The sequence below is a fragment of the Corynebacterium sp. HMSC05D03 genome (genome assembly GCF_001807205.1).
GTDB classification, from domain to species: domain Bacteria; phylum Actinomycetota; class Actinomycetes; order Mycobacteriales; family Mycobacteriaceae; genus Corynebacterium; species Corynebacterium aurimucosum.
The window spans coordinates 101,293-124,121 of record NZ_KV788186.1; the positions used below are offsets into that span (position 1 = coordinate 101,293).

A 22,829-nucleotide genomic window follows, 5' to 3' on the forward strand; every position below is an offset into this window, starting at 1 on the left:
AACCCTTATTCATGCCCGTTTGGGTGTAGTTGAGCGAGGATCTCCGCCACACTACCCCCGCGAAGTTTCATTACATCGACGCCGACGAGGCAATAGTCCACGTCTGCGTCGAGCTGGGCACGGCGAGGTTTCAGTAGCGCGTTGAGATAGGGGTAGACCAAAGGCAGGTTCGGGTGTGCCCGTGTGTAGGCGGTCTCCAGCCCGCGGGCATAGCGTCCGGAGAACGCGCGGGTGGAAACCGTTTGGCCACCGCGGCGCAGAAGTCCCCGGTTGTGCTCACTCGTCCCGGCCTCCTCGGAGAGCAGGAAGGCGGAACCACAGCTGACTGCTTTTACCCCCGGCCAGGCCAGGGCCGTGGCAACATCCTCTGCGGTGCGCAGACCACCCGCGGCAATGAGTGGAAGGTCCGTGACCTGGTGGACCGCCGCGACAAGTTCTTTAAGTGGGCGCTGATCCGGTTCCGCACCCGGGTCCCACACGCCGCGGTGCCCGCCCGCTTCAGGCCCCTGCACGCACACAACATCGACGCCGCGGGCAGCCGCGGCTTGCGCCTCCTCGGGGGTGGTGACCGTGGTCCACGCCTCTGCCCCAGCGGCATGGATGCGTGCGATCTCTTCCTCACTAAAGGCGCCGAACATCGACCACAGCACTGCTGCCCCGCCCTCCAGCGCGGCCTCGAACTTGTCCTGCCAGCCGAAGTTTAGGGAGACGTCGCCAAGCACGGCGCCCTCTTCCGCAGCGAGGGACTGCGCAGCCGCGAATTCCGTTTCGGTCAGTGCGCGCTGCGGGTGAAAGATATTGACCCCGAAACGCGTGCCAGCACATGCAGCGATGGCCTCCCGCGCGGCGTCGACGGAGCAAGTTCCCAGCCCCAACGCGCTGAAGGAACCGGCGGCGTCGGCGGCGGCCACCAGTTCAGGCGTGGTGGGCCCGCCCGCCATCGGGGCAGGTAGGACGGGGCAAGTGATAGTCTCAAGAAGTTGACTCATGGTTACCCAGCCTAAAGAAAGCCATCAAGGGAGTTGTAGTGTCTGCCATCCGTGACTTTTTCACCCGCCTCTTTGGCCGCGCCGGTGAAGCACCGAATAAGAAAACACAGAAGGCCGCGACCTCCGGATTAAACCCGGCGGATTTAAGCGCCGAGTGGCTCATCGTGGGCTTGGGCAATCCCGGCGCGAAATATGCCGCAACCCGCCACAACGTGGGGTACATGGCGGTGGATGATCTCCTCGCCGAATCTGGTGACATGCTTGAGCCTGTCACAGGGCACCAACTCAGCGCTGCACAGCTTGAGCTCGGTGGCACGAAGGTCGTGGTGCTGCGCTCGCACACCTACATGAACCTCTCTGGCGATCCGATCGCCCCGCTGGCCACGCAGCTGGGAGTTGCGGCCGAGAACATCATCGTCATCCACGATGAGCTCGACCTGCCCGTCGGCAAGGTGCGCATTAAAAAGGGCGGTAACGAGAACGGCCACAACGGCCTAAAGTCGCTGAGCGAGCGCCTGGGCACGCGCGATTACCTGCGCGTGCGCATCGGTATCGGGCGCCCGCCGAAGGGTGGTTCCATCCCGGACTGGGTGCTCGCGCCTGTCGATGCCAGCGCTGAGCTCGATTCCACCATCGCCACTGCCGCTGAGGCTGCACGCCTCATCGTGACTGAGGGCCTCACCAAGGCCCAGCAGGAAATCCACTCCCGGTCGAAATAAACCCCGGCGCGCCTTAGCTCAACGTCCTACACTGTCCAAGTATGAGCCGCACGAGCCACAGCCTGCCATCGCATAACGACCCTCGAACTATCGTCATCACCGGCGCCTCGGACGGCGTGGGCGCGGCCGCTGCCCGTATCCTTCACCAGCGCCGCCCGCAGGATTCGCTGGTTCTGGTAGGCCGCAATCCGGAGAAGACGCAGGCTGTGGCCGAGGACATCGGCGCTGACTTTCATGTGGCCGATTATGAGTCTTTGGGCCAGGTGCGCCGGCTCTCCGAGGAGCTGAGCCAATACCCGCAGATCGATGCCTTGGGCAATAACGCCGGCGGCATGTTCGACGGCCCTTTTGCCACCGCCGATGGCTTCGAGCGCACGTGGCAGATCAACGTCGTGGCCCCATTTCTGCTGACCTCCTTGCTGCGCGATACGCTGCGTGCCAGCAACGCCACCGTGGTGCAGACCGCCTCGTTGGCCAACATGCTGTATTCCTCTTTCGACCCCGGTGACCCGAATACCTTTGAAAAGTTCAGCGCCGAGCGCGCCTATGGCAACGCCAAGTTAGGCGATATTCTGTTGACCCGTTACCTCGACTCCCACGGGCTTACCTCCGTGGCCTTCCACCCGGGCGTTTTGAATACTGGCTTCGGGCATAACTCGACGAGCAGGACGAGCAAGCTGTATTCGACCACTGCGGCGAAATACGTCTTGGGCAAGGCGGACAAGGGTGGGGAGAACTTGGCCTACTTCCTCAGCGGCACACCAGGCATCCATTTCAACTCCGGCGAGTACTACAACCAGAAGCGCAAGCCAGGCCTGCAGCGGCCGATTGCGAAGAAGCTCTCCGTGGCCCGGCGCATCTTTGATGATCTGGGCCGCCAGCTCAATGTGGAGTGGTAGCAGCCAGCGGCTAAACTAGCCCGCATGAGTATTGCCTCCGAAGCTTCCCGCCGCCGCACATTCGCCGTCATCGCCCACCCGGATGCTGGTAAGTCCACGCTAACGGAGGCGCTGGCGCTGCACGCGCACGTCATCAACGAGGCCGGCGCGGTGCACGGCAAGGGCAACCGCAAGTCCACGGTCTCTGACTGGATGGAGATGGAGAAGGAACGCGGTATTTCCGTGGCCTCCTCCGCGCTGCAGTTCGAGTACGCGCCCGAGGGTCATGAGGGCGAGCCCTACATGATCAACCTGGTGGATACCCCGGGCCACGCGGACTTCTCGGAGGATACCTACCGCGTGCTCACGGCGGTGGATGCTGCTGTCATGCTTATCGACGCCGCCAAGGGCCTCGAGCCCCAGACCCTCAAGCTCTTCCGCGTGTGTAAGGCCCGCGGCCTGCCGATCATCACGGTGATCAACAAGTGGGACCGCGTGGGACGGGAACCGCTGGAGCTTGTCGACGAAATCCTCAACGAAATCCAGCTGCAGCCCACCCCGCTGTACTGGCCGGTGGGTATCGCCGGCGACTTCCGCGGTCTAGCCCACATTAATGATGATGGTGAGGCTGACGAGTACGTGCACTTCCTGCGCACCGCTGGTGGTTCCACCATCGCCCCGGAGGAGCACTACGCGCCTGAAGACGCTGCCGCGAAGGAAGAGGATGCTTGGGAGACCGCCGTGGAGGAAGCGGAGCTACTGGCCGCGGACGGCGCCCTGCATGACCAGGAGCTCTTTGAGCAGTGCGTGACCTCCCCGCTCATCTTCGCTTCCGCGATGCTGAACTTCGGCGTACACCAGATTCTGGATACGCTGTGCGCGATTGCCCCGGCTCCGCGCTCCCGCGATTCGGATCCGCAGGCCATCGAGGCCGCTACCTCCGCCATCGATGAGGTCCGTGAGGTCACCGATGAGTTCTCGGGCGTCATCTTCAAGGTGCAGGCAGGCATGGACCGCAAGCACCGCGATAACTTGGCCTTCATGCGCGTGGTTTCCGGTGAATTTGAGCGCGGTATGCAGGTCAACCATGCCCAATCCGGCCGCAGCTTCTCCACCAAGTATGCGCTGACGGTCTTTGGCCGCACGCGTGACACCGTGGATACGGCCTACCCGGGTGACATCGTAGGCTTGGTCAACGCCGGTTCCTTGGCACCAGGTGACACGATTTACACCGGCAAGAAGGTGCAGTTCAAGCCCATGCCGCAGTTCGCTCCAGAGGCTTTCCAGATTTTGCGTGCAAAATCCTTGGGCGATTACAAGGCCTTCCGCAAGGGCTTGGACCAGCTGGCGGCAGAAGGCGTGGTCCAGATTCTGCGCAACGATACGCGCGGCGACGCCGCCCCAGTCATGGCCGCGGTGGGACCTATGCAGTTCGAGGTCATGCAGGCCCGCATGGAAGTCGAATACAACGTGGAGACCATCACCGAGCCCATCCCCTACTCGGTGGCGCGCCGCACCGATGCCGAGTCCGCGCCCGAGCTGGGCCGTCAGCGCGGCGTGGAGATCTTCACCCGCAGCGACGGCGAGCTCATCGCACTCTTTGGTGATAAGTGGAAGCTGGCCTTCATTGAGAAGGAGCACCCAGAGCTCACCATCGAAACACTCGTGGCGGATTAACTTTCACGCCCTTGTTGGGTGACCCACCCGACGGTACGATTGGATAGAAATTCGTGCACCAATAGGTAGGTCACCATGAACTCTCCACTCACCGGACTATCCGTCCTCTTCCTCGGCGGCATCGGCCCCGGCCCCTTTGCCGCGATGATGCTTGCGGATATGGGCGCTAGCGTTACCCGCGTGGTCCGCCCAGGAAATCCTCCCGCTGTGGTCCCGCACAGCATCCTCTACCGCGGGCAAGAGGTTCTGGAGGCAGACCTCAAGGATCCAGCAGACGTCGACAAGCTGCGTGAGCGCCTAGCCACGACGGATATCCTCATCGAAGGTTTCCGCCCCGGTGTCACTGAGCGCCTTGGTCTAGGCCCAGAGGAGGTGCAGGCGATCAACCCGGCGCTGGTCTACGGGCGTATCACCGGCTGGGGCCAATCCGGCCCGCTCGCCCACACTGCCGGCCACGACATCAACTACATCGCGGTCTCCGGTGCGCTGCACCCCATCGCAGCAAGCGACGGTACTCCTGTTCCACCGGTCAACTTCCTCGGAGACTTCGGCGGCGGCGCGATGTACCTGGTAACAGGCCTTCTGGCGGGCGTGCTGCAGGCAAAGAATACCGGCCGGGGCTGCGTGGTGGATGCCGCTATTGTCGATGGTGCCGCCAACCTCACCGCCATGCTGCATGCCTTCCGCGCCGAAGACCAGTGGCAGGAACGCGGGACAAACCTTCTAGACGGAGGCGCTCCGTTTTATAGCGTGTACCGCACGGCTGATGATCAGTGGATGGCCGCCGGTGCCATTGAGCCGCAGTTTTATGCGCTCATGGTGAAAGGACTCGGCCTTGAAGAGGAACTAGGCCGCTACGAGCAGAACGACCGCGACGCGTGGCCAGCCATGAAGGAGATCATCGCGCGGCGTTTTGCGAAAAAGACCCAAGCGGAATGGATCGAAATCTTCCGCGGCAGCGATGCCTGTGTCACCGAGGTTGTCTCCCCCGAACACGTTCTGGAACACCCGCACCTTGCCGCGCGCGACACTTATGTGGACGCCGAGGGCTACACGGAGCCGGCCGCGGCGCCACGCTTTCTCTAGCTCAGTTTTCTAACTAAGGCCCGGGATGAGCGCGTTGATGCCGAGCATCAACGCCAGCGTTGCCAGCGGGATAACGATGGTCACCACGGCAACATCCTTATAGGACAGACGGTGCGTCATACCGCACACAATCAACATGGTGAGTACCGCACCATTGTGCGGCATGGAATCGAAGGACACCGAGGCCATCGCAGTCACGCGGTGCATCAGCTCGAGGCTAATGCCCTGTTCCGTCGCTAGCTGGGCGAGTTGATCACCCAGGGTCTGCATCGTGATGGATAGACCACCCGAGGAGGAGCCGGTAATACCGGAAATGACGGCGGTAGACACCGTGGAGACCACCAAGGCATTATCGGAGATCCCCATCATGTTGCTTTTAACCACGCTAAAGACCGCCAGGGCGGCAATCACTGCGCCATAGCCCACCTCCGAGGCCGTGGTCAGGCACGGCAGAATAGCGTTCTTGGCGCCATCGGAGAATTCCTTGACGGACTCTGCAGCCCGCTTGGGGAACATCGCCACGATGACGAAGACCGCGCAAGCTAAAGCGACCGTCGGCGACCAAATACCCAACAACGAATCGAGATCGGTCTCGCCGTATTTCTCTTCGCCAAGATAAGACGTATCCAGAACCTTGGACACGCCGTAGACCATGGCGAAGTTCACCGCGATGACAACGGCGATGGGAACTAGGCCCAACAATCCCTGCACGTGGACGGAGGGCTCAGTTTCTGTACGAGCATGAGTAGAAACGCGGCCACCGGAATTGGTGTCGAAGGATTCTCCACCGATTTCTACGCTGGCTTCTTCCCCGCTGTCGCCGATTCCCTCGGGTGTTTCGATGACCTTGCCGTCAGCATCGAGCGGCTCAAATGTTTCCCCACCCGCGCGCAGGGTGCGCACGCGGTACTCCAGCCACGCGGTTCCCACCGCCAGCATGATCGCAGAAGAGATGAGACCGAAGAGGGGTGCCGCGTAGACGTTGGTACCGAAGTAACTGGTGGGGATTGCGTTATGGATCTGCGGCGAACCGGGAAGCCCGGCCAGCGCGAAGGTGATGGTTCCCAGCGCAATCGCTCCGGGCATGAGCCGTTTGGGGATCCCAGATTCCTTAAACAGGGCGGTCGCGATGGGCACGATGGTAAAAGCCACAACCCACGCAGATACACCGCCATAGGTGAGCAAGGCTGTGGCGACGACCGTCGAGAACATCGCGCGCTTTGGCCCGAATAACGCGGTAATCCCGCGAGCTAGGTACCGGGCAAGCCCCGTGGAAGTCATGAGGAAGCCGAAAATCGCGCCGAAGAGGAAGAGCGGGAAATACTTGGTCACGAAGTTTCCGGCTGCCGGCATAAAGATCTGGGTATAGGTAGCCAGGATCGGCCCCCCAGAGAAAACCACCGCGATCAAGGCCGCGAAGGGGGCGACGACCACCACGGAGTGCCCGCGGTAGGCCATCACGACGAGGAAAATCAGGGAAAGAACCACCCCGATGAATGAGATAACCATAATTTCTACCTCACTGTCTTGGTCATCTGAGGCAAGAGGGTGAATCACCCTTCCTGCGCATGCGTCGCCGGTACCATGTCCTCTATGGAGGAGAAAACAGCTTCGACGCGGGAGAGAATTCTCGAATGTTCACGCGAGCTTTTCAGTGAGCGGAGCTTCTCACAGGTCTCAATGAAAGACATCGCGGAGGAAGCGAATGTTTCTGTCGCGCTGATTGTGAAGCACTTCCATAACAAGGAAGGGCTCTTTGAGGCCACGGTGGATTTCACTGCTTCCTCGGCAGCGCTCTTTGCCGGTCCCTTCAGCGAATTAGGCCGCACCGCGGTGGTTGAAACCCTTACTGCTCCACACAACGCGCCCTACTCCATGGCCCGGACTATTTCCGTGGCGAGCGGTGACTATCAGACGCTCGGAGCCATTGGTAAGAGAATTAAATCCGACTTGCTGGAGGTCTTAGCTTCTCGGATTCGTGAAGAGTCCGGGAAGCACTCGCCTTCGCCGGAGCTGCGGGCCCAATCCGCGCTGGCCCTTCTCATGGGACTGTCGTTCATGCGGCGTTTTGGTGATACCGAGTTTGCGGCCTTTCCTACCGAGGAACTCATCGAGTACTATGCCCCGCTGCTCCAGGGCATCCTCGACGGTGGCCAAGCGCCCTAGCGCTCTCAGCAGGCTAGAGCGCCTAGGAGGCCTTAGAAGCACTTAGGAGCGCTTAGGCTGTTCCTTTGGAACGAACTTCGGAAATGATGGCGGAGAAGTCGAGGCCGCCGTGGCCTTCGTCCACAAAGGAGGAGTACTGCTCCTCCGCAATCCGGCCCAGGACAGTGTCGGTCTTGGTGTCTTCCGCCGCGGCCATGGCCAGTTTGAGGTCCTTGAGCATGAGTGCGGCGGCGAAACCGGGCTTGAAATCGTTGTTCGCCGGTGAGCTCGGCACGATATCCGGAACCGGGGCGTTGACGGACAGCGACCACGAGTTGCCGGTGGCGTTGGAGACGACGTCGTAGAAGGCTTGGTGATCCAACCCCAAGCGCTCGCCGAGGACCAAGGCTTCAGCTAGGACAATTTGTTGGACCGCGAGAATCATGTTGTTGCATGCCTTGACCGCTTGGCCGTTGCCGATGTCACCGCAGTGGGTAACAGACTTGCCCATGATGTCGAGCAGCGGTTTGACCTTCGCAAAGTCTTCGGCTGTGCCGCCGACCATGAAGGCGAGCGTTCCCGCTGCCGCCCCGGCGATGCCGCCGGAGACTGGTGCATCAAGAAAGGCGGAGCCAGCCTTGCCCACCGTCTCCGAAAGCTCACGTGCCTCCGCGACCGCGATGGTGGAGACATCAACGTAGGTCTTTGCATCCTCGTTGGCTGCGAGGACCGACTCGATGACCTGCTTGACCAGCCCACCATTAGGCAAACTGGTAAAGACTACCTCGGCGCCCTGCGCGGCTTCCTCCGCGGTCTCGATGATGGTGACGCCCTGCTCGGCGGCGCGCTCCCGAGCCTCTTCCACGACGTCGAATCCGCGGACCTCATGCCCGGCCTCCGCCAAGTTGACGGCCATAGGGCCGCCCATGTTGCCCAATCCGATAAACGCGATAGTCGTCATTGTGTTCTCTCCTTACATGACCGGCATGGTGAACTGAGGACCTGCGGACTCATCATTAGGCCAGCGCGAGGTGATGGTCTTAGTCTTGGTGTAGAAGCGGAAGGAATCCGGTCCGTGCTGGTTGAGGTCGCCGAAACCGGAGGCCTTCCAGCCACCAAAGGTGTGGTAGGCAATCGGCACCGGAATCGGAACGTTGACGCCCACCATGCCGACCTGGACGTTCTTGCAGAAGTCGCGGGCCGCGCCGCCGTTCTGGGTAAAGATGGCGACACCGTTGCCGTAGACGTGGTCGTTGGGGTAAGACACGGCCTCTTCCAGGGTTTCGGCGCGGACCATGACCAGCACCGGGCCGAAGATTTCCTCGCTGTAGACGGACATGTCGGCGGTAACGTTGTCGAAGAAGCTCGGGCCGGAGTAGAAGCCGTCCGCGAGGGAATCCTCGTTATAGGTCTTGTCAGACATGTCCAACTCGCGGCCGTCGGCAAGCAACGTGGCTCCTGCCTCCACGCCCTCGGCGATGAGCCGGTGTACGCGATCGCGTGCCTCTGCCGTGACCAAGGGGCCATAGTCGGCCTCAGGATCGAGGCAGTGGCCTACCTTAAGTTCTGGAATCTTGGCCAGGATGGCATCGCGCAAACGGTCTGCCGTGTCCTGTCCCACGGGGACTACCACGGACAGGGCCATGCAGCGCTCACCCGCGGAGCCGAAGGCAGCGCCCACGATGGCGTCGGCGGTGGTGTCAATGTCGGCGTCGGGAAGCACGATGGCGTGGTTCTTCGCACCGCCGAAGCACTGAGCGCGCTTGCCTGTGGCCGCGCAGCGCTCGTAGATGTACTGCGCAATCGGCGTGGAGCCGACAAAGCCCACGGCCTTGATGGTGTCGGAGTCGAGGATGGCATCGACTGCCTCCTTGCCTCCGTGCACCACGTTGAGAACACCGGCCGGGCCGCCTGCCTCAATGAAAAGCTCCGCTAGGCGTACCGGTACGGAGGGGTCGCGCTCAGAAGGCTTGAGTACGAAGGCGTTGCCCGCTGCCAGTGCCGGGCCGGCCTTCCACAGCGGAATCATGGCCGGGAAATTGAACGGGGTAATACCGGCGACCACACCGAGTGGCTGGCGCATCGAGTAGGTATCGATACCGGTGCCAACCTCCGAAGAATACTCACCCTTGAGCTGGTGCGGGGCGCCAAGCGCGAACTCCAGCACGTCGACGCCGCGCAGCACGTCTCCCTTAGCATCCGGGAAAGTCTTACCGTGCTCCAAGGAGAGCTGCGTGGCCAGTTCATCCATGTTCTCGTGGATGAGACGGATCCATTCCATGATGATGCGGATACGCTTCTGTGGGTTTAGTGCTGCCCAGCCTGGCTGAGCCTTCGCGGATTCCGCGATGACGCTGTCCACATCGGCCTTGTTCGCCAGAGCGACGGCGGCCTGCTCCTTGCCGGTCGAAGGGTTCAGGACGGGCTGGGTGTTGCCCGACGTCCCCTCGAACGTTTCTCCATTGACATAGTGATACACAGTGCGCATGTCGCGTCTCCTTCCTGGAACCTCCGGCTCCTTCTATGGCTTGGGTCACACACTAACCGCAGTCCACAGCCACACGCCATGGATAATGAGACATAAAACACTATTCACCCCCTAGAGTGAGTTGACATACATGCTTTGTTCTGCGCTTTCCCCATACGCCTCCCCTCGAAGTAGTGGGGTGAATGCCATTCACCTGGCCTGTGCCCGAGAAAGCGCGGGCTAAGGTGATGACATGGACCACACGGAGCAGCCTGCGACCACCACCCCCGACGGGCCCGGACTAACGAGCTGGGAAGCCGATGTCATCCTCAACGATGGCGATATCGCTACCTTGCGTCCCATCACGCCGGGCGACCGCGATGCCATTCGCGCTTTCTATGATCGCGTCTCGGATCAGTCGAAGTATCTGCGCTTCTTCGGCACACACCCCACACTGACCGACGATGATCTTGACCGCTGGCTCCATACAGACGGCTATGACAAGGTCACGCTCGTCATGGTGGAGCGCGGCAGTATCGTGGCGGTGGCCGGATACTCCATTGTCGAACAGTTCCTGCCGGCGCGCGTGGGCGATGTCTCCTTCCTAGTCCAGGATTCCCACCACGGCAAAGGCGTAGCCAACATCCTTCTTGAACACCTGGCGGAGATCGGACGCGAAGGAAAAGTGGAGCGCTTTTTCGCAGAGATGCTCACCCAAAACCGCAGGATGGTGCAGGTCTTCGTGCGTGCAGGCTACTCCGCGAAGCCGGAGCTTGAGGATGGATTCATTCGAGTGGATTTCCACATCGCTCCGAATGAGAATTCCCGCGATGTTATGGAACGCCGCGAGCTGCGCGCCGAAGCCAACTCAATTCACCGTTTGCTCACCCCAAGCTCCGTGGCGGTGGTTGGCACGCTCTCCAGCCAGCAACTGGACAGCGCCGGCTTCACTGGTTCACTGCATCACCTGCACAGCGTCGATGAACTCCATGACCTTGCTGAACCGGTAGACCTCGTTGTCATCGAATTTCAAGGGCGCGGCGGCGCCAACGTCATGGAGGCGGCTGCCGCCGCAGGCGCTAAAGGGGTCATCGTCATCTCTCGCAGCCAGAACCCTAACCTTTCGCGCGAGGAAGCCCGCGACATCGTACTCGCGGCTAGGGACTACGGTCTGCGCGCCCTCGGCCCCGCTGCATTGGGCCTCATCAACACCGATGACTCGGTTCGCCTCAACGCAAGCCCCGCGCCCATGCCACGGGCCGGCCAAGTAGGACTCTTTACCCAATCGGCTGGCGTGGCGACACTGGCTCTATCCCATGCGCTGCAACTTGGCTGCGGTTTAAGTAACTTCATCGCCGCTGGTTCCTTCGCTGATGTCACCGCCAATGACGTTATGCAGTTCTGGAGCCAAGATGAAAACACACGCATCTGTCTGTTGTCCCTCGACTCGATAGGTAACCCACGTAAGTTCTTCCGCGTTCTGCGCCGCCTAGCACTGGACAAGCACGTCGTGGTGTTTCTTCCTTCGCGCGCGCTGAAATCCGCCCGGCACTACGCGGTCGAAGGACTGTCTGCGGCCAGTCCGGCCGCACTGGATGAGATCATCCGCTACACCGGAGCCATGGTGGTCACCCGCCGCGATGCCATGCTTGACATCGCCCAGCTCCTCGCGCGCCAACCCGTGCCGCAGGGCCGTCGAATTGCCGTGATGTCGAATTCCTCTGGACTCACCGCGCAGATGGAGCAGGCAGCCTGGCGCTTCGGGCTACGCCCGCGCGCTACCACCGTCGTCGACGATCCCGCTCCCGCCATCACTGAGGAGGCACGGCGGGCTTTGGCGGACCCGAATATTGACGCAGTGCTGTGTGCCGTCGTAGAAGTCGGCGAGTTTATCCTCAAGGATGCTTATTCAAGTTTGTCGCAGCTGGCATCCACGACGACGGATACCCCGCTTATCGCCAGCTTTGTTGGCTTCGACGTCCCCGATTTCCGCACCGCTCCGGGCCCAGAGAAACCCGGCCAGCTGCCGGTGTTTGACACCTATGCTGACGCCATCGAAGCATTAGCGACCATCATCGATAACGAACGCCGACGCGCCCTCGCCCGCCCCAACCCTGCCGATGAATTCGCCACCAGCGAGGGTCTGGCTGAAGCACGCGGGGTCGTTGCGGAGGTGCTTCTGGATTCGCCCACCGGGAGGTGGACAACCGATGAGGAGTGCGCGCGAATTCTGAGCGCCTATGGCATCGACATTGTTCCTTGGAATCCGGTCAGCACCCTTGAGGAGGCCATTGCGGCTGGGCACGAGTATGGATGGAATGTGGTCCTCAAGTGCACCTCGCAGATAGTGCGGGGCCGCTCGGAACTTCCCACTGTCGTGCGCAACATCCATGACGAGGAGTCCATGAAGCGCGCGTGGAGCACCATCACTCAACTCACGCGTGATCTCCACTTAGGCGAGGATCCTGCCATCTTGATACCGGTGGTACAGCGCATGGTCACGGCGGGCGCCTCCCTTACTCTGCGGGCCATCGAAGATCCCGTTGTGGGCCCGATGGTTTCTGCAGGTTTCTCCGGACTGCCCTCGGATCTGTTGGGGGACGTCGAGTGGCGCGTGCCTCCGCTACGCCGAACGGATGCCCTGGACATGCTCAGCTGCTTGAAGGCCTCTCCCCTGTTGACCGGCTATCGCGGTACCAAGGCCGCCAAGCTACATCGCGTCGAAGAGGTCATGATGCAGCTGGCACAGCTCAAAGACGACATTGCCGCACTCGTTGACATCGAGCTCTCCCCTGTCATCGCCGGGGTGACACAGACTGATGTGGTGGGGGCCCGCATGCGCATCGCCCCGCTGGGTGATGTCCGCGATCCCCTCGCGAGGTCCTTATCATGAGTCAGTCAAAACCGCTGCTTTTCGCTTCGGAGGAAATGTACCGCTACTCGCTTGGTCCAGAGCATCCGATGGGGCCGGACCGGGTCGCCGCGGCGATGTCACTGGCTCAGCACTTCGGCGTGCTCGAGGAATTCGATATCGAGTGCCCCGACCCGCTGAACACCTCGCACCTGCAGCTCGTGCATAGCCCCGACTACATCGCCGCCACCCGCGCCGAGGTGCCCACTAAACGTTTTGGTCTGGGCACCGAAGACAACCCGATTAGTCATGGCTTGTCGACGGTCGCCGCGCGCATCGCCGGCGGTACCCTAGCGGCCGCACGGGCTGTGTGGGAAGGTCGCGCACCACGCGCAGTCAACCTTTCCGGCGGGCTGCACCATGCTTTTGCCGATTCGATGTCGGGGTTCTGTATGTACAACGATGCCGCGATTGCCATCCGGTGGCTTCTGGATAACGGCGCCCAGCGCGTGGTCTACCTTGATTTAGACGCTCACCACGGCGACGGCGTGGAGAAGATCTTTTGGGACGATCCCAACGTGCTCACGATTTCAGTGCATGAATCGGGACTCTATCTCTTCCCCGGCACGGGCTATGCCCACGAGGTTGGTGGACAGGGCGCGGAAGGTACCGCCGTCAACGTGGCCCTGCCCCGTGGGGTCACGGATGAGGAATGGCTGCAGGTGGTCCACGCTATCGTCCCGCCACTGCTCAAGAAGTTCCGCCCCGATTTCATCATTTCCCAACACGGCGCGGACCCGCACCGTTCGGATCCCCTCGCGGATCTAGAACTCACCATCGATGGGATGGCTCGGGCTTACCGCTCGGTAGCGGTATGGGCACAGCAGTTTGCGGGCGGGCGATGGGTCGCCCTCGGTGGCGGTGGCTATCGAATCGACGCCGTCGCACGCGCGTGGACGCACGTACTCGCCGCTGCCGCCAATATTGAGCTCGGCTCCTCCTCGAGGATGCCGAGTGGCTGGGAGGGCTCCCTTTTTCTAGGTGACGAGGGCGCATGCGCCGCCATCGCGAATTTCGACCCCACCAAGGTCATGGCGGAAAGGCCGCATGCGGCGCTGGTGCAGACCACGCGCGCCGTCTTCCCCTACTGGGGTTTGCCCGCTTATGGTTAGAGCCCCGCATGAGCGGGGCATTCGTAATGAATAAGTGGGCCGGACTCTAACGCGGCGGCATACGCAGCGCGCCATCCAGACGAATTGTTTCGCCATTGATGTAGGGGTTATTAGCAATCGACAAAGCCAAGGCTGCGAACTCCTCCGGCTTGGCCAGCCTGGCGGGAAATGGCACGGTGGCTTCGAGCTGCTCACGGAACTCCGGGGTGATTTGCTCCATCATCGGGGTGGACACCACGCCTGGAGCGATAGCGTTAACGCGAATTCCCAGTGAGGCCAAATCTCGAGCCCCGGTAATCGACAGCGCAGCCACCGCCCCCTTCGATGCCGCGTAGGCTGCCTGCCCGACCTGCCCTTCAAAGGCCGCGACGGAAGCAGTGTTGATGATAACGCCGCGCTGACCGTCCTCATCGAGTGGTTCTGCCTGGGCCATCGTCTCAGCCGCGGCGGTCATGACGTGGAAGGTACCCATGAGGTTGACGTTGATGGTTTTGGAAAACAGCTCCGGATCATGCGGCCCTTTGCGCCCAAAGATGCGCGCCGAAGGGCAAATTCCCGCGCAGTTCACTGCCACGCGCAGCGGCGCCTCCGATGCCGCAGCAAGAACTGTCTCCCGCACCGCAGCGGGATCGGTGACGTCAACGGCTGTGTAGTTGATGCCACTCTGTTGCTCTTCTGGGGCGGACAAGTCGAGCACGGTGACCGCGGCTCCGTGCTTCGCGAGTGCCGCGGCCGTCGCCGCTCCAAGGCCGGATGCACCGCCGGTTACGACGGCGGACGCTTCGTATAGGTTCATGATTTTCTCCTTTAAGAAGAGCGAGGGGGTGGGTTGTAAAGTCCTGCGAGCCTGTAGCGGTGAGTAGGGGCAGAATTACTTAAACGAAGGCGGATACGCCAGTAACCGCACGGCCAACGATGAGCGAGTTGATGTCGTAGGTGCCCTCGTAGGTAAAGAGGATCTCGGCATCATCCATCATCTTCGATAAGTCATACTCTGTGAGGATGCCATTTCCACCGCCAATATTGCGGCCCGCTGCGGCGGACTCGCGCGCCAGGCGCGTGGTCGTTGCCTTCGCCAGGGCAGCAAACGGCATTTCCAGTTTGCCCTGTTCCTGTACCTCCGCCAGCTGGGCCATCATGGCAAGCGACGCAGTAGCGTTGCCCAGGATGCGGGAGAGCTGCTCTTGAACAAGCTGAAATTTGGCGATGGGTCGGCCGAACTGCTCGCGCTTGACCGCATACTCTCGCGCCTTGTCGAAGATGCCCAGCTGCAGCCCAGCGCCCTGCCAACCCACCCAGGCACGCGAATAGCACAGGAAGTCGTTGACGTTGGCGAAGGTTTCGGCACCAGGGATCAGGTTCTCGTGTGGGATGAGGACGTTCTCGAAGTTCAGGTCTGCATTCTGCATAATGCGCAAACCCATTTTGCCGGAAATCTTGCTGCGCGCCACGCCTTCGCGGTCGAGCTCAACGATGAAGGCTTTGATTTCATCATCTGCTGTATCGCGGGCGAAAGTGATGGCAAAATCAGCAAAAGTACCGGCACCGATCCAACGCTTGGCACCGTTGATAACCCAGCCCTCGGCGGTGCGCTCCGCTGTGCTGGCTAGACCGCCGGCGATGTCGGAGCCGTGGTCAGGCTCAGTCAGCGCAAAACACCCCACCTTGGTGAACTGGCGCAAGCTTGCCAACCAGATGTCTTTCTGCTCCTGCGAGCCCAGCTTGTCAATGAGTCCGAGAACGAGCTCATTGTGAATGCCCACCAGCGCCGAAAGCGACACGTCTGCGCGTGTGACTTCCGCGTACACCAACCCACGGTACAGGCGTGAGGTATCGGTGAGTTCGATTTCGCCTAGGCCCATCTCCGCCATACGAGGAAGAAGGTCGAAAGGCAGCTCTTCACGATCCCAGTATTCCCCCACGACCGGACGAATTTCCGTCTGCAGAAACTCGTGGATCTCTGCCAGGCGTGCTTGCTCCTCGGGGATTAGGCGGTCAGCAACGGAGAAGATATCGGCGTGAGGGTACTTAATCTTCTCCAAGTGTTTCCCACCGGGATGCTGTGGACCAAGAATCGGCGGCATAACTCTTACCTTTCTATCTGGGGTTTGTGGTGACCGCACAGCTTTCTTTGCGGCCATAGGAGGTCTTTTAAAATTGGGAATCAATGGGCACTACACATTGAATGAGTACGATTATACATCTTTCCGTACTCTACATGGCGTGTTCTATGATCAATTGACGCACCGCTGTAGGCCAAGCCCACCGGAAAAGAGTCCCCCAAAGGCCGAGATTGACATAGACGGAGAGACACATGACCCAACCACTCACACCGCGGCAGCGAGAGCTCTTTAACGCCCTCCTGCAGGACTTTCTGAACGAGGGCTTCGAATCCTTCACTATCGATGGGGCAACCAAGCGTTACCAATGCTCCAAATCCACCATGTACGCGCTCGGGCCATCAAGGGATGCCATCATTCGGCGCGTACTGGTCAGCTTCTTTAAAGAAATCGCACGCCGCACCGCGGTTTCCAAGGCCCCCACATACGCGCAGGCACTTGAGAACTACTTCTCCTCCATGACCATCGCCTTAGAGCCCGCCAGCCCGGAGTTCATGCGCGATCTCGCCTCCGAACCTGCTGCCCAGGAGGTTTTCAGCCTCAACACACGCAGGGCCACCGAAACCATCCACGAGCTGCTCAGCCACGGCGCTGCAGCCGGGGAATTCACAGCGGAATACACGGATTTCGTCTCGCGCCTGATCCAGCGCTCCATGGCCGACATCCAGCAGGGCTTTTACTCGAACACCCTAGCTCCGGCCGAGGCCTATCACACCCTTGGCCAACTCATCCTTCATGGAATTTTATTGCGCTAACCTGCAAATTCTGCACATATCGTTCAAAATCTCTAGCAATTACTTCGAACTCGAAGTAAAGTAGATTGCGACCCACGTCACACCGACGCACGGTTTGAGATACGGGGCATAGGCATCGCAGCGTCCTTCCCCATATGAGCACAAGCTAGAGGAGAACCAATGACCACGGTGACCGAACAATTCCAAGCAGCCCGCGACCTGCTGGTTTCTTATCAGACCGATTATGAGGCGGCACGCAGCAACTTCGAGTGGCCACGCTTCGAGCACTTCAACTTCGCCCTCGATTGGTTCGATCACCTCGCCACTGCAGAGGATTCCAAGGACCGCGAAGCACTCGTCATTTGCGAAACCGACGGCAGCAGCACCCGCCGTACCTTCGCCGAGATGTCGGCCCGCTCAGCACAGCTGGCCAACTGGTTGGAAGCACAGGGCGTTCAGCGCGGTGATCGCGTCATGCTCATGCTCAACAACCAGGTGGAACTGTGGGAGTGCATGCTAGCCTGCATCAAGGCGGGCTTCGTGCTCAACCCAGCAACCGCCATGCTCGGTGCAGCGGATTTGCAGGACCGCACCGACCGCGCCAACATTTCCTGGGTTGTAGCTAACGCTGAGGATGCCGAGAAGTTCCAAGACGTCACCGGTGATTTCACTATTATTCAGGTAGGTGATGAACCAGACGCACAGTCGGCGCACCCCACTCTGCGCTACTCGGATTCTTTCACCGGCCCGGAGGTCTACACGCCGAAGCGAGACACCAAGGCCGATGAAACCCTCCTGCTCTACTTCACCTCCGGCACCACGTCAAAGGCAAAGCTCGTCGAACACACCCACACCTCCTATCCGGTGGGGCACCTAACCACGATGTACTGGATTGGCCTGGCACCTGGCGACGTCCACCTCAACGTCGCCGCACCCGGCTGGGCTAAGCACGCGTGGTCGAATTTCTTTGCCCCCTGGATCGCCGGGGCCACTATCTTCCTGTACAACTATGCCCGCTTCGACGCCGCTGCGCTCATGGACAAGATGGAGGAAGAAGGTGTCACCAGCTTTTGTGCCCCGCCGACGGTGTGGCGCATGCTCGTTCAGGCGGACCTGAGCCGTATGAAGACCCCGCCCAAGAAGCTGGTCGCTGCGGGTGAACCGCTGAACCCCGAACTCATCAGTACTATCAGCAAGGCGTGGAACACGGATGTTCGCGATGGCTTCGGGCAGACGGAAACCACCTTGCAGATTGCAAATACCCCAGAGCAAAAGGTCAAGCCAGGTTCTATGGGCCGTCCACTGCCGGGATGGGAAGTCGTGCTCAAGGATCCCGCCACAGATGAAATTGGGGATACCGGCGAAATCTGTTTGAAGATCGACCCACGCCCAGTTGGTCTGACGGTGGGTTACTTCAACGACCCCGACAAGAACGCCGAGGTCTTCCGCGATGGTTACTACCACACTGGCGATACGGCGGAGCGCGATGAGGACGGCTACATTTTCTACATTGGCCGTGCCGATGATGTCTTCAAGGCCTCCGACTACCGCCTGTCCCCCTTCGAACTCGAGTCCGTCGTCATCGAGCATCCGGCTGTCGCCGAAGTAGCGGTGGTTCCTTCCCCCGATCCCATCCGCCTCGCCGTGCCGAAGGCTTATGTGGCGCTGGCGAACGGCTACGAGCCAACCACAGAAATCGCCGAAGCCATCCTCAAACACTGTCGTGACGGATTGGCGCCGTATAAGCGTATCCGCCGCCTCGAGTTCTACGAACTGCCAAAGACCGTCTCTGGAAAGATTCGCCGCGTCGATCTGCGCAAGCGCGAAACCGAGATCCACTCAGATGATGGCGGTAAGACGACAGCCTCGACGGAGTTCGCTGACTCCGACTTCCCGTCGCTAAAGGGCTAGCCCCCGCCAACCTTTCCACACTGCAGGCCCCAGCTTCTGGCTGGGGCCTTCGCATCTTTACTCGACACGAGACGCTGTCACCATCACGGCTTTCGCCGTACGTCTCGTATCCGGGTTCTCGGAACAGTGAAGTTGTCACTTATAGTTGTCTCGCGCGCAGAACGCGCTACAAGGAGGTCTTTTCCCGCTCATGGACATCATTGCTGAAGCACGCCGCCAGTGGGCCAAACGCTATTCCACGCAAACCGCGCGTGGTCTAGCCACGGTTTCCTCCTTCGAGCGCGCCGCCCACATCTTGAGAAGCGGTGCCGAGGAGACGCTTATCCCCTTTGGGGTGAGCTATAACCAGTTTGAGGTCCTCGCCGTGCTTATGTGGTCGCGCGCGGGCAGCATGCCCATGTCGAAGATCAGTTCTCGCCTTCAACTCCCGCCGGCATCACTGACCCACACGGTGCGCAAGTTGGAGAAAGACGGGCTCATCACCCGGGTGAGCGACCCTAATGATAGACGCTCGACTTTGGTGATGGTTACCGACCAAGGCATCGTATTGGCCTCCGCGGCGGGGCCCGCGCTCGATCGCTATTTCGAGTCCATTCCGCTACCCGCCCGCGAACAGGATCGCGTCATCGCTGCCGCAAACCGTATCCGCCTCGCCTCCGGGGAGGACGTCGAGGAGCCCGAGGCCGAGTAGAGCAACGAAACTGCCCTAGCTGCCAAAACCACCGATGATCCATGCCTAGATCCGCGTGGTTTCGTCAGCTAGGGCAGTTGTGTGGCTGAGAACTAGACCGCCTGGAAGCAACTTCCCCGAGCTAAGAGCTTAAGCGTGCTTAAAGTCCGGGTCGCGCTTCTCCACGAAGGCTGCCATTCCTTCCTTTTGGTCGTGGGAAGAGAAGAGTGCGTGGAAGGTGCGGCGCTCGAACTGGACGCCCTGGGACAGCGAGAGCTCATCGACGGCATTGACCTGTTCCTTGATCTGGGAGGTTGCTACGAAGGACTTCGAGGCGATGAGCTGCGCAGTTTCCAAGGCAGAATCGAGAAGTTCAGCTGCGGGGACCACGCGGGCAACGAGGCCGGAGCGCTCCGCTTCCTCCGCCGCCATCATGCGGCCGGTCAGGCACATCTCCATGGCCTTCGCTTTTCCAATTGCACGGGTGAGGCGCTGGGAGCCTCCCATGCCCGGGGTAACACCCAGGTTAACCTCTGGCTGGCCAAACTTAGCCTTGTCACCGGCAATAATGAAGTCACACATCATCGCCAGCTCACAACCGCCGCCAAGCGCGTAGCCATTGACCGCAGCGATAATGGGCGTGCGAGCGCGCGTGAGGACGTCCCAGCCGGCGAACCAGTCCGCGGTGTACATTTCCGTCGCCGTCTTCGAAGACATCTCCTTAATATCTGCGCCAGCGGCAAAGGCCTTTTCGGAGCCAGTAATGACGATTGCGCCTACCTCTGCATCAGCGTCGAATTCCTGCACCGCTTGTGTAACTTCAAGCATGGTGTCGTTGTTCAGCGCGTTGAGCGCCTCCGGACGGTTGAGGGTAATAAGTGCGACACGACCGCGCTTTTCAGTAAGAATTGCCATGGAACGAGTGTCCTTTCTGCGCTTTTGGATAGTGCTGTAATAGCTCGTGATGAGGAGTAGGTGTGTTTATTCTTCGGGGGCATCGAACAAGGGGGGTTCCACGTTGCCCTCGATGGGCTCGAGGATAGACGCCACCACGTCCGCCGGGACGGCACCGATGGACTCGTACTCCCAGGAAGGATTGCGGTCCTTATCAACGATCTGCGCGCGGATGCCCTCCACGAATTCCTTGTGCTTTTGCATGTTCACGGACATCCAAAATTCTTGTGTCAAAGTTTCTGCGAAACTCATCGACGCGTTGCGGTTCAAAGATTCCTCGGTAACGCGGATTCCCAGCGGAGAGTTAAGGCTCATCCGCTTGGCGGCCTTCGCGGCCCAGTGCCCTTCGCCGCTCGTAGCGGCGAGTTCCTGCAGCCGGGCTAATGTTTCCTCAGCAGTCTCTGCAGCGTAGACCTCTACCATTTCGACGCGTTCCTCCCCGAATCCACGCCCCACCTCCTCGGTGAACTTCTCGATGTCTGACGGGTCTCCCGACTCCACCAGCTGCTCAACTAACGCGTCGAGGTTGTCCTTGGGTACGAAATAATCGGCAAAACCGGTATCGATCGCCTCCGCGGCACCCACGTGGATCGCGGTATAAGCCAGGTGGCGGCCAAGACGATCTGCGGCCCGGGAAAGCAAATAAGAGCCGCCGGCATCGGGAGAATATCCGATTCCTACTTCCGGCATTCCGATGCGGGAATCCTCGCTCACGATACGGTGCGAGGCGTGCGCCGAAACGCCGATCCCACCACCCAGCACGATGCCTTCCATGAGAGCCACATAAGGCTTGGAATAGGTGGAAATCAGATAGTTTAGTTCGTATTCTGTCTTCCAAAAGTGGGCACCTGCGGTTCCGTCTTCGAGGGCGTCGTGGTACAGGGCCGCCACATCTCCGCCTGCACACAACCCGCGTTCCCCAGCGCCGCGGAGGATGACGAGCTTGACGCGATCATCCTCCTGCCAATTCCTGAGCACCGCCGTCATCTCATCGATCATCGTCTGGTTCAGCGCGTTAATGGCCTTGGGGCGGTTGAGCGTGAGCACGCCGGCGTGTCCACGAATTTCGCTAATAATCTCGTTCGTCATCCTCTTCTCCTTATTTTTCTGCTCATCAATAGGCAGGTTTAATTCACAGCCTCAAGCAACAGTGCTTCACCTTGGCCACCGCCGCCGCACAACGTGACCCCGGCGCGACGAGCAGGGGATTCTGCCAAGCGGTGTGCCGCATGTACCACGAGTCGTGCCCCGGAAGCTCCGATAGGGTGTCCTAAGGCAATCGCTCCACCTTGCGGATTCACGTCGTCAGGGTTGACGCCGAGGACCTTCGCGGAATGCACCACCACCGCAGCAAAGGCCTCGTTGATCTCGATGTGGTCGAGCTCTTCTGCACCCCAGCCTTCGCGCTCGAGGGCTTTAAGAAGGGCACGAGCGGGCTGCTCCTGCAGCGAAGAATCCGGGCCGGCTACTTGTCCGGGCGCGCGCAGAACCGCCATGATCGGCAGCCCTTCTTTCTCCGCATGCTCGCGGGTAGTGAGGACGACGGCTGCCGCTCCATCCGTGATGGGTGAGGAATTTCCGGCAGTGATGCTCCCCTCACTTTCGAAGGCCGGACGCAGACCAGCCAAGGTTTCTTCCGTGACCCCTTCCCGGATGCCTTCATCGCGCGATACCGTGACCTCCTCACGCCGGCGTTTCACCGTGATAGGAGCGATTTCCTTGCCGAAGGTTCCCTCCTCGCTCGCCTGCAGAGCGCGCTGGTGGGACAACGCGGCGCAGCGGTCTTGTTCCTCGCGGGTCGCCGGGTAGCATTCGGCATACTTCTCCGAGAGCAATCCCATCGAAATCCCCAGGTCAGCTGCACGCAGACCATCGTGCTCCATATGATCAAGGAGTTCGACCGCGCCAAACTTCTTACCGCTGCGCGACTGTGGCAAAAGGCGCGGCGCATTCGACATGGACTCCATTCCTCCGGCCACCACGACAGTGGCTTCACCAGAACGCAAGAGTCGTGCGGCATCAATAATCGCAGTTAGACCGGACAAGCAGACCTTGTTCACTGTGACGGCATGGGCAACTGCGGAAATCCCAGCCCCAAGTGCTGCTTGCTTCGTAGGGTTCTGCCCTACTCCGGCCTGTAGAACCTGACCGAAAATAACGGCATCAACGTCTTCTGGGCTGACCCGAGATTGCGCGAGCGCAGTAGCAATGGCATGGGAGCCGAGCTCAGTTGCAGGCAAGGTAGCTAAGGAGCCAAGCAATTTACCAAAGGGCGTTCGGGTGGCGCCCGCAATAACTATGTCCATGTGTCGCTCTCCAAACTGTACGATGTTACTTCAAATCGTACCGTTGGATTGTGTTCTGCGCCACCCATTGAGAGGTATCTATGCCTGTTCGACACTGAAGCAGTGCGACTCAGAACAGCTCGTGGAGCGACTAGGCTCAGGTAAGCCGAT

The 22,829-nt window shown here is 60.5% G+C and carries 19 protein-coding genes; 10 read left to right on the forward strand and 9 right to left on the reverse strand.

Annotation, left to right across the window (positions count from 1 at the left end; translation table 11 throughout):
• Window positions 1–5: 5 nt before the first annotated feature.
• Entirely contained in the window at window positions 6–989 is a 984-nt protein-coding gene (locus tag HMPREF3147_RS09975) for a nitronate monooxygenase (RefSeq protein WP_070447119.1), read from the reverse strand.
• A gap of 38 nt (window positions 990–1,027) precedes the next feature.
• Between HMPREF3147_RS09975 and pth the strand changes: the two genes are divergently transcribed.
• The 4 genes from pth to HMPREF3147_RS09995 all read left to right on the forward strand — a co-directional run bounded on the left by pth (window position 1,028) and on the right by HMPREF3147_RS09995 (window position 5,349).
• On the forward strand, window positions 1,028–1,708 hold the full coding sequence (gene pth, locus HMPREF3147_RS09980) for an aminoacyl-tRNA hydrolase (protein WP_070447120.1): 681 nt from the start codon (window positions 1,028–1,030) through the stop codon (window positions 1,706–1,708).
• 41 nt (window positions 1,709–1,749) lie between these two features.
• Complete coding sequence (locus HMPREF3147_RS09985) at window positions 1,750–2,607, forward strand: SDR family NAD(P)-dependent oxidoreductase (protein ID WP_070447122.1); 858 nt, start codon at window positions 1,750–1,752, stop codon at window positions 2,605–2,607.
• Between the two features lie 24 nt (window positions 2,608–2,631).
• Window positions 2,632–4,263: a peptide chain release factor 3 gene (locus HMPREF3147_RS09990; protein ID WP_070447124.1), complete on the forward strand. Its 1,632-nt coding sequence runs from the start codon at window positions 2,632–2,634 to the stop codon at window positions 4,261–4,263.
• A gap of 75 nt (window positions 4,264–4,338) precedes the next feature.
• Window positions 4,339–5,349, forward strand: a complete 1,011-nt coding sequence (locus HMPREF3147_RS09995; protein WP_070447126.1) for a CaiB/BaiF CoA transferase family protein — start codon at window positions 4,339–4,341, stop codon at window positions 5,347–5,349.
• A gap of 9 nt (window positions 5,350–5,358) precedes the next feature.
• Here HMPREF3147_RS09995 and HMPREF3147_RS10000 read toward each other — a convergent pair whose 3' ends face one another.
• Window positions 5,359–6,858 carry a GntP family permease gene (locus HMPREF3147_RS10000; RefSeq protein WP_070447127.1) on the reverse strand — a complete coding sequence of 500 codons (1,500 nt, stop codon included), beginning with the start codon at window positions 6,856–6,858 and terminating at the stop codon, window positions 5,359–5,361.
• Between the two features lie 75 nt (window positions 6,859–6,933).
• Between HMPREF3147_RS10000 and HMPREF3147_RS10005 the strand changes: the two genes are divergently transcribed.
• Entirely contained in the window at window positions 6,934–7,515 is a 582-nt protein-coding gene (locus tag HMPREF3147_RS10005; protein ID WP_070447129.1) for a TetR/AcrR family transcriptional regulator, read from the forward strand.
• Between the two features lie 52 nt (window positions 7,516–7,567).
• Here the strand turns inward: HMPREF3147_RS10005 and mmsB are convergent, their stop codons facing one another.
• A complete protein-coding gene (mmsB, locus tag HMPREF3147_RS10010) occupies window positions 7,568–8,455 on the reverse strand; it encodes a 3-hydroxyisobutyrate dehydrogenase (protein ID WP_070447131.1) in 888 nt (295 codons plus the stop codon).
• A 12-nt stretch (window positions 8,456–8,467) separates the two neighbouring features.
• Window positions 8,468–9,982 carry a CoA-acylating methylmalonate-semialdehyde dehydrogenase gene (locus HMPREF3147_RS10015; protein ID WP_070447133.1) on the reverse strand — a complete coding sequence of 505 codons (1,515 nt, stop codon included), beginning with the start codon at window positions 9,980–9,982 and terminating at the stop codon, window positions 8,468–8,470.
• A 232-nt stretch (window positions 9,983–10,214) separates the two neighbouring features.
• Here HMPREF3147_RS10015 and HMPREF3147_RS10020 point away from each other — a divergent pair, with 232 nt between their 5' ends.
• Entirely contained in the window at window positions 10,215–12,854 is a 2,640-nt protein-coding gene (locus tag HMPREF3147_RS10020) for a GNAT family N-acetyltransferase (RefSeq protein WP_070447136.1), read from the forward strand.
• Window positions 12,851–13,984: an acetoin utilization protein AcuC gene (locus HMPREF3147_RS10025; RefSeq protein WP_070447138.1), complete on the forward strand. Its 1,134-nt coding sequence runs from the start codon at window positions 12,851–12,853 to the stop codon at window positions 13,982–13,984. Before HMPREF3147_RS10020 ends, HMPREF3147_RS10025 begins: the two co-directional genes overlap by 4 nt.
• 46 nt (window positions 13,985–14,030) lie before the next feature.
• On the opposite strand, the gene HMPREF3147_RS10030 is transcribed toward HMPREF3147_RS10025, so the two are convergent.
• Both HMPREF3147_RS10030 and HMPREF3147_RS10035 read right to left on the reverse strand, forming a co-directional pair.
• A complete protein-coding gene (locus HMPREF3147_RS10030) occupies window positions 14,031–14,780 on the reverse strand; it encodes an SDR family NAD(P)-dependent oxidoreductase (protein WP_070447140.1) in 750 nt (249 codons plus the stop codon).
• 79 nt (window positions 14,781–14,859) lie between these two features.
• The gene (locus HMPREF3147_RS10035) at window positions 14,860–16,068 is read right to left on the reverse strand and encodes an acyl-CoA dehydrogenase family protein (protein ID WP_070447141.1); all 1,209 of its coding nucleotides are present in this window, start codon (window positions 16,066–16,068) and stop codon (window positions 14,860–14,862) included.
• A gap of 230 nt (window positions 16,069–16,298) precedes the next feature.
• On the opposite strand from HMPREF3147_RS10035, the gene HMPREF3147_RS10040 reads away from it, so the two are divergent.
• The 3 genes from HMPREF3147_RS10040 to HMPREF3147_RS10050 all read left to right on the forward strand — a co-directional run bounded on the left by HMPREF3147_RS10040 (window position 16,299) and on the right by HMPREF3147_RS10050 (window position 19,440).
• A complete protein-coding gene (locus tag HMPREF3147_RS10040; protein ID WP_070447143.1) occupies window positions 16,299–16,859 on the forward strand; it encodes a TetR/AcrR family transcriptional regulator in 561 nt (186 codons plus the stop codon).
• Between the two features lie 159 nt (window positions 16,860–17,018).
• The gene (locus tag HMPREF3147_RS10045; protein ID WP_070447145.1) at window positions 17,019–18,749 is read left to right on the forward strand and encodes an AMP-binding protein; all 1,731 of its coding nucleotides are present in this window, start codon (window positions 17,019–17,021) and stop codon (window positions 18,747–18,749) included.
• Between the two features lie 190 nt (window positions 18,750–18,939).
• The gene (locus HMPREF3147_RS10050; protein WP_070447147.1) at window positions 18,940–19,440 is read left to right on the forward strand and encodes a MarR family winged helix-turn-helix transcriptional regulator; all 501 of its coding nucleotides are present in this window, start codon (window positions 18,940–18,942) and stop codon (window positions 19,438–19,440) included.
• 129 nt (window positions 19,441–19,569) lie between these two features.
• On the opposite strand, the gene HMPREF3147_RS10055 is transcribed toward HMPREF3147_RS10050, so the two are convergent.
• The 3 genes from HMPREF3147_RS10055 to HMPREF3147_RS10065 form a co-directional block, all read right to left on the reverse strand.
• A complete protein-coding gene (locus HMPREF3147_RS10055; RefSeq protein ID WP_070447149.1) occupies window positions 19,570–20,334 on the reverse strand; it encodes an enoyl-CoA hydratase in 765 nt (254 codons plus the stop codon).
• Between the two features lie 66 nt (window positions 20,335–20,400).
• Window positions 20,401–21,462, reverse strand: a complete 1,062-nt coding sequence (locus tag HMPREF3147_RS10060; RefSeq protein ID WP_070447151.1) for an enoyl-CoA hydratase/isomerase family protein — start codon at window positions 21,460–21,462, stop codon at window positions 20,401–20,403.
• 38 nt (window positions 21,463–21,500) lie between these two features.
• Window positions 21,501–22,679: an acetyl-CoA C-acyltransferase gene (locus tag HMPREF3147_RS10065; protein ID WP_070447153.1), complete on the reverse strand. Its 1,179-nt coding sequence runs from the start codon at window positions 22,677–22,679 to the stop codon at window positions 21,501–21,503.
• Window positions 22,680–22,829 lie beyond the last annotated feature (150 nt).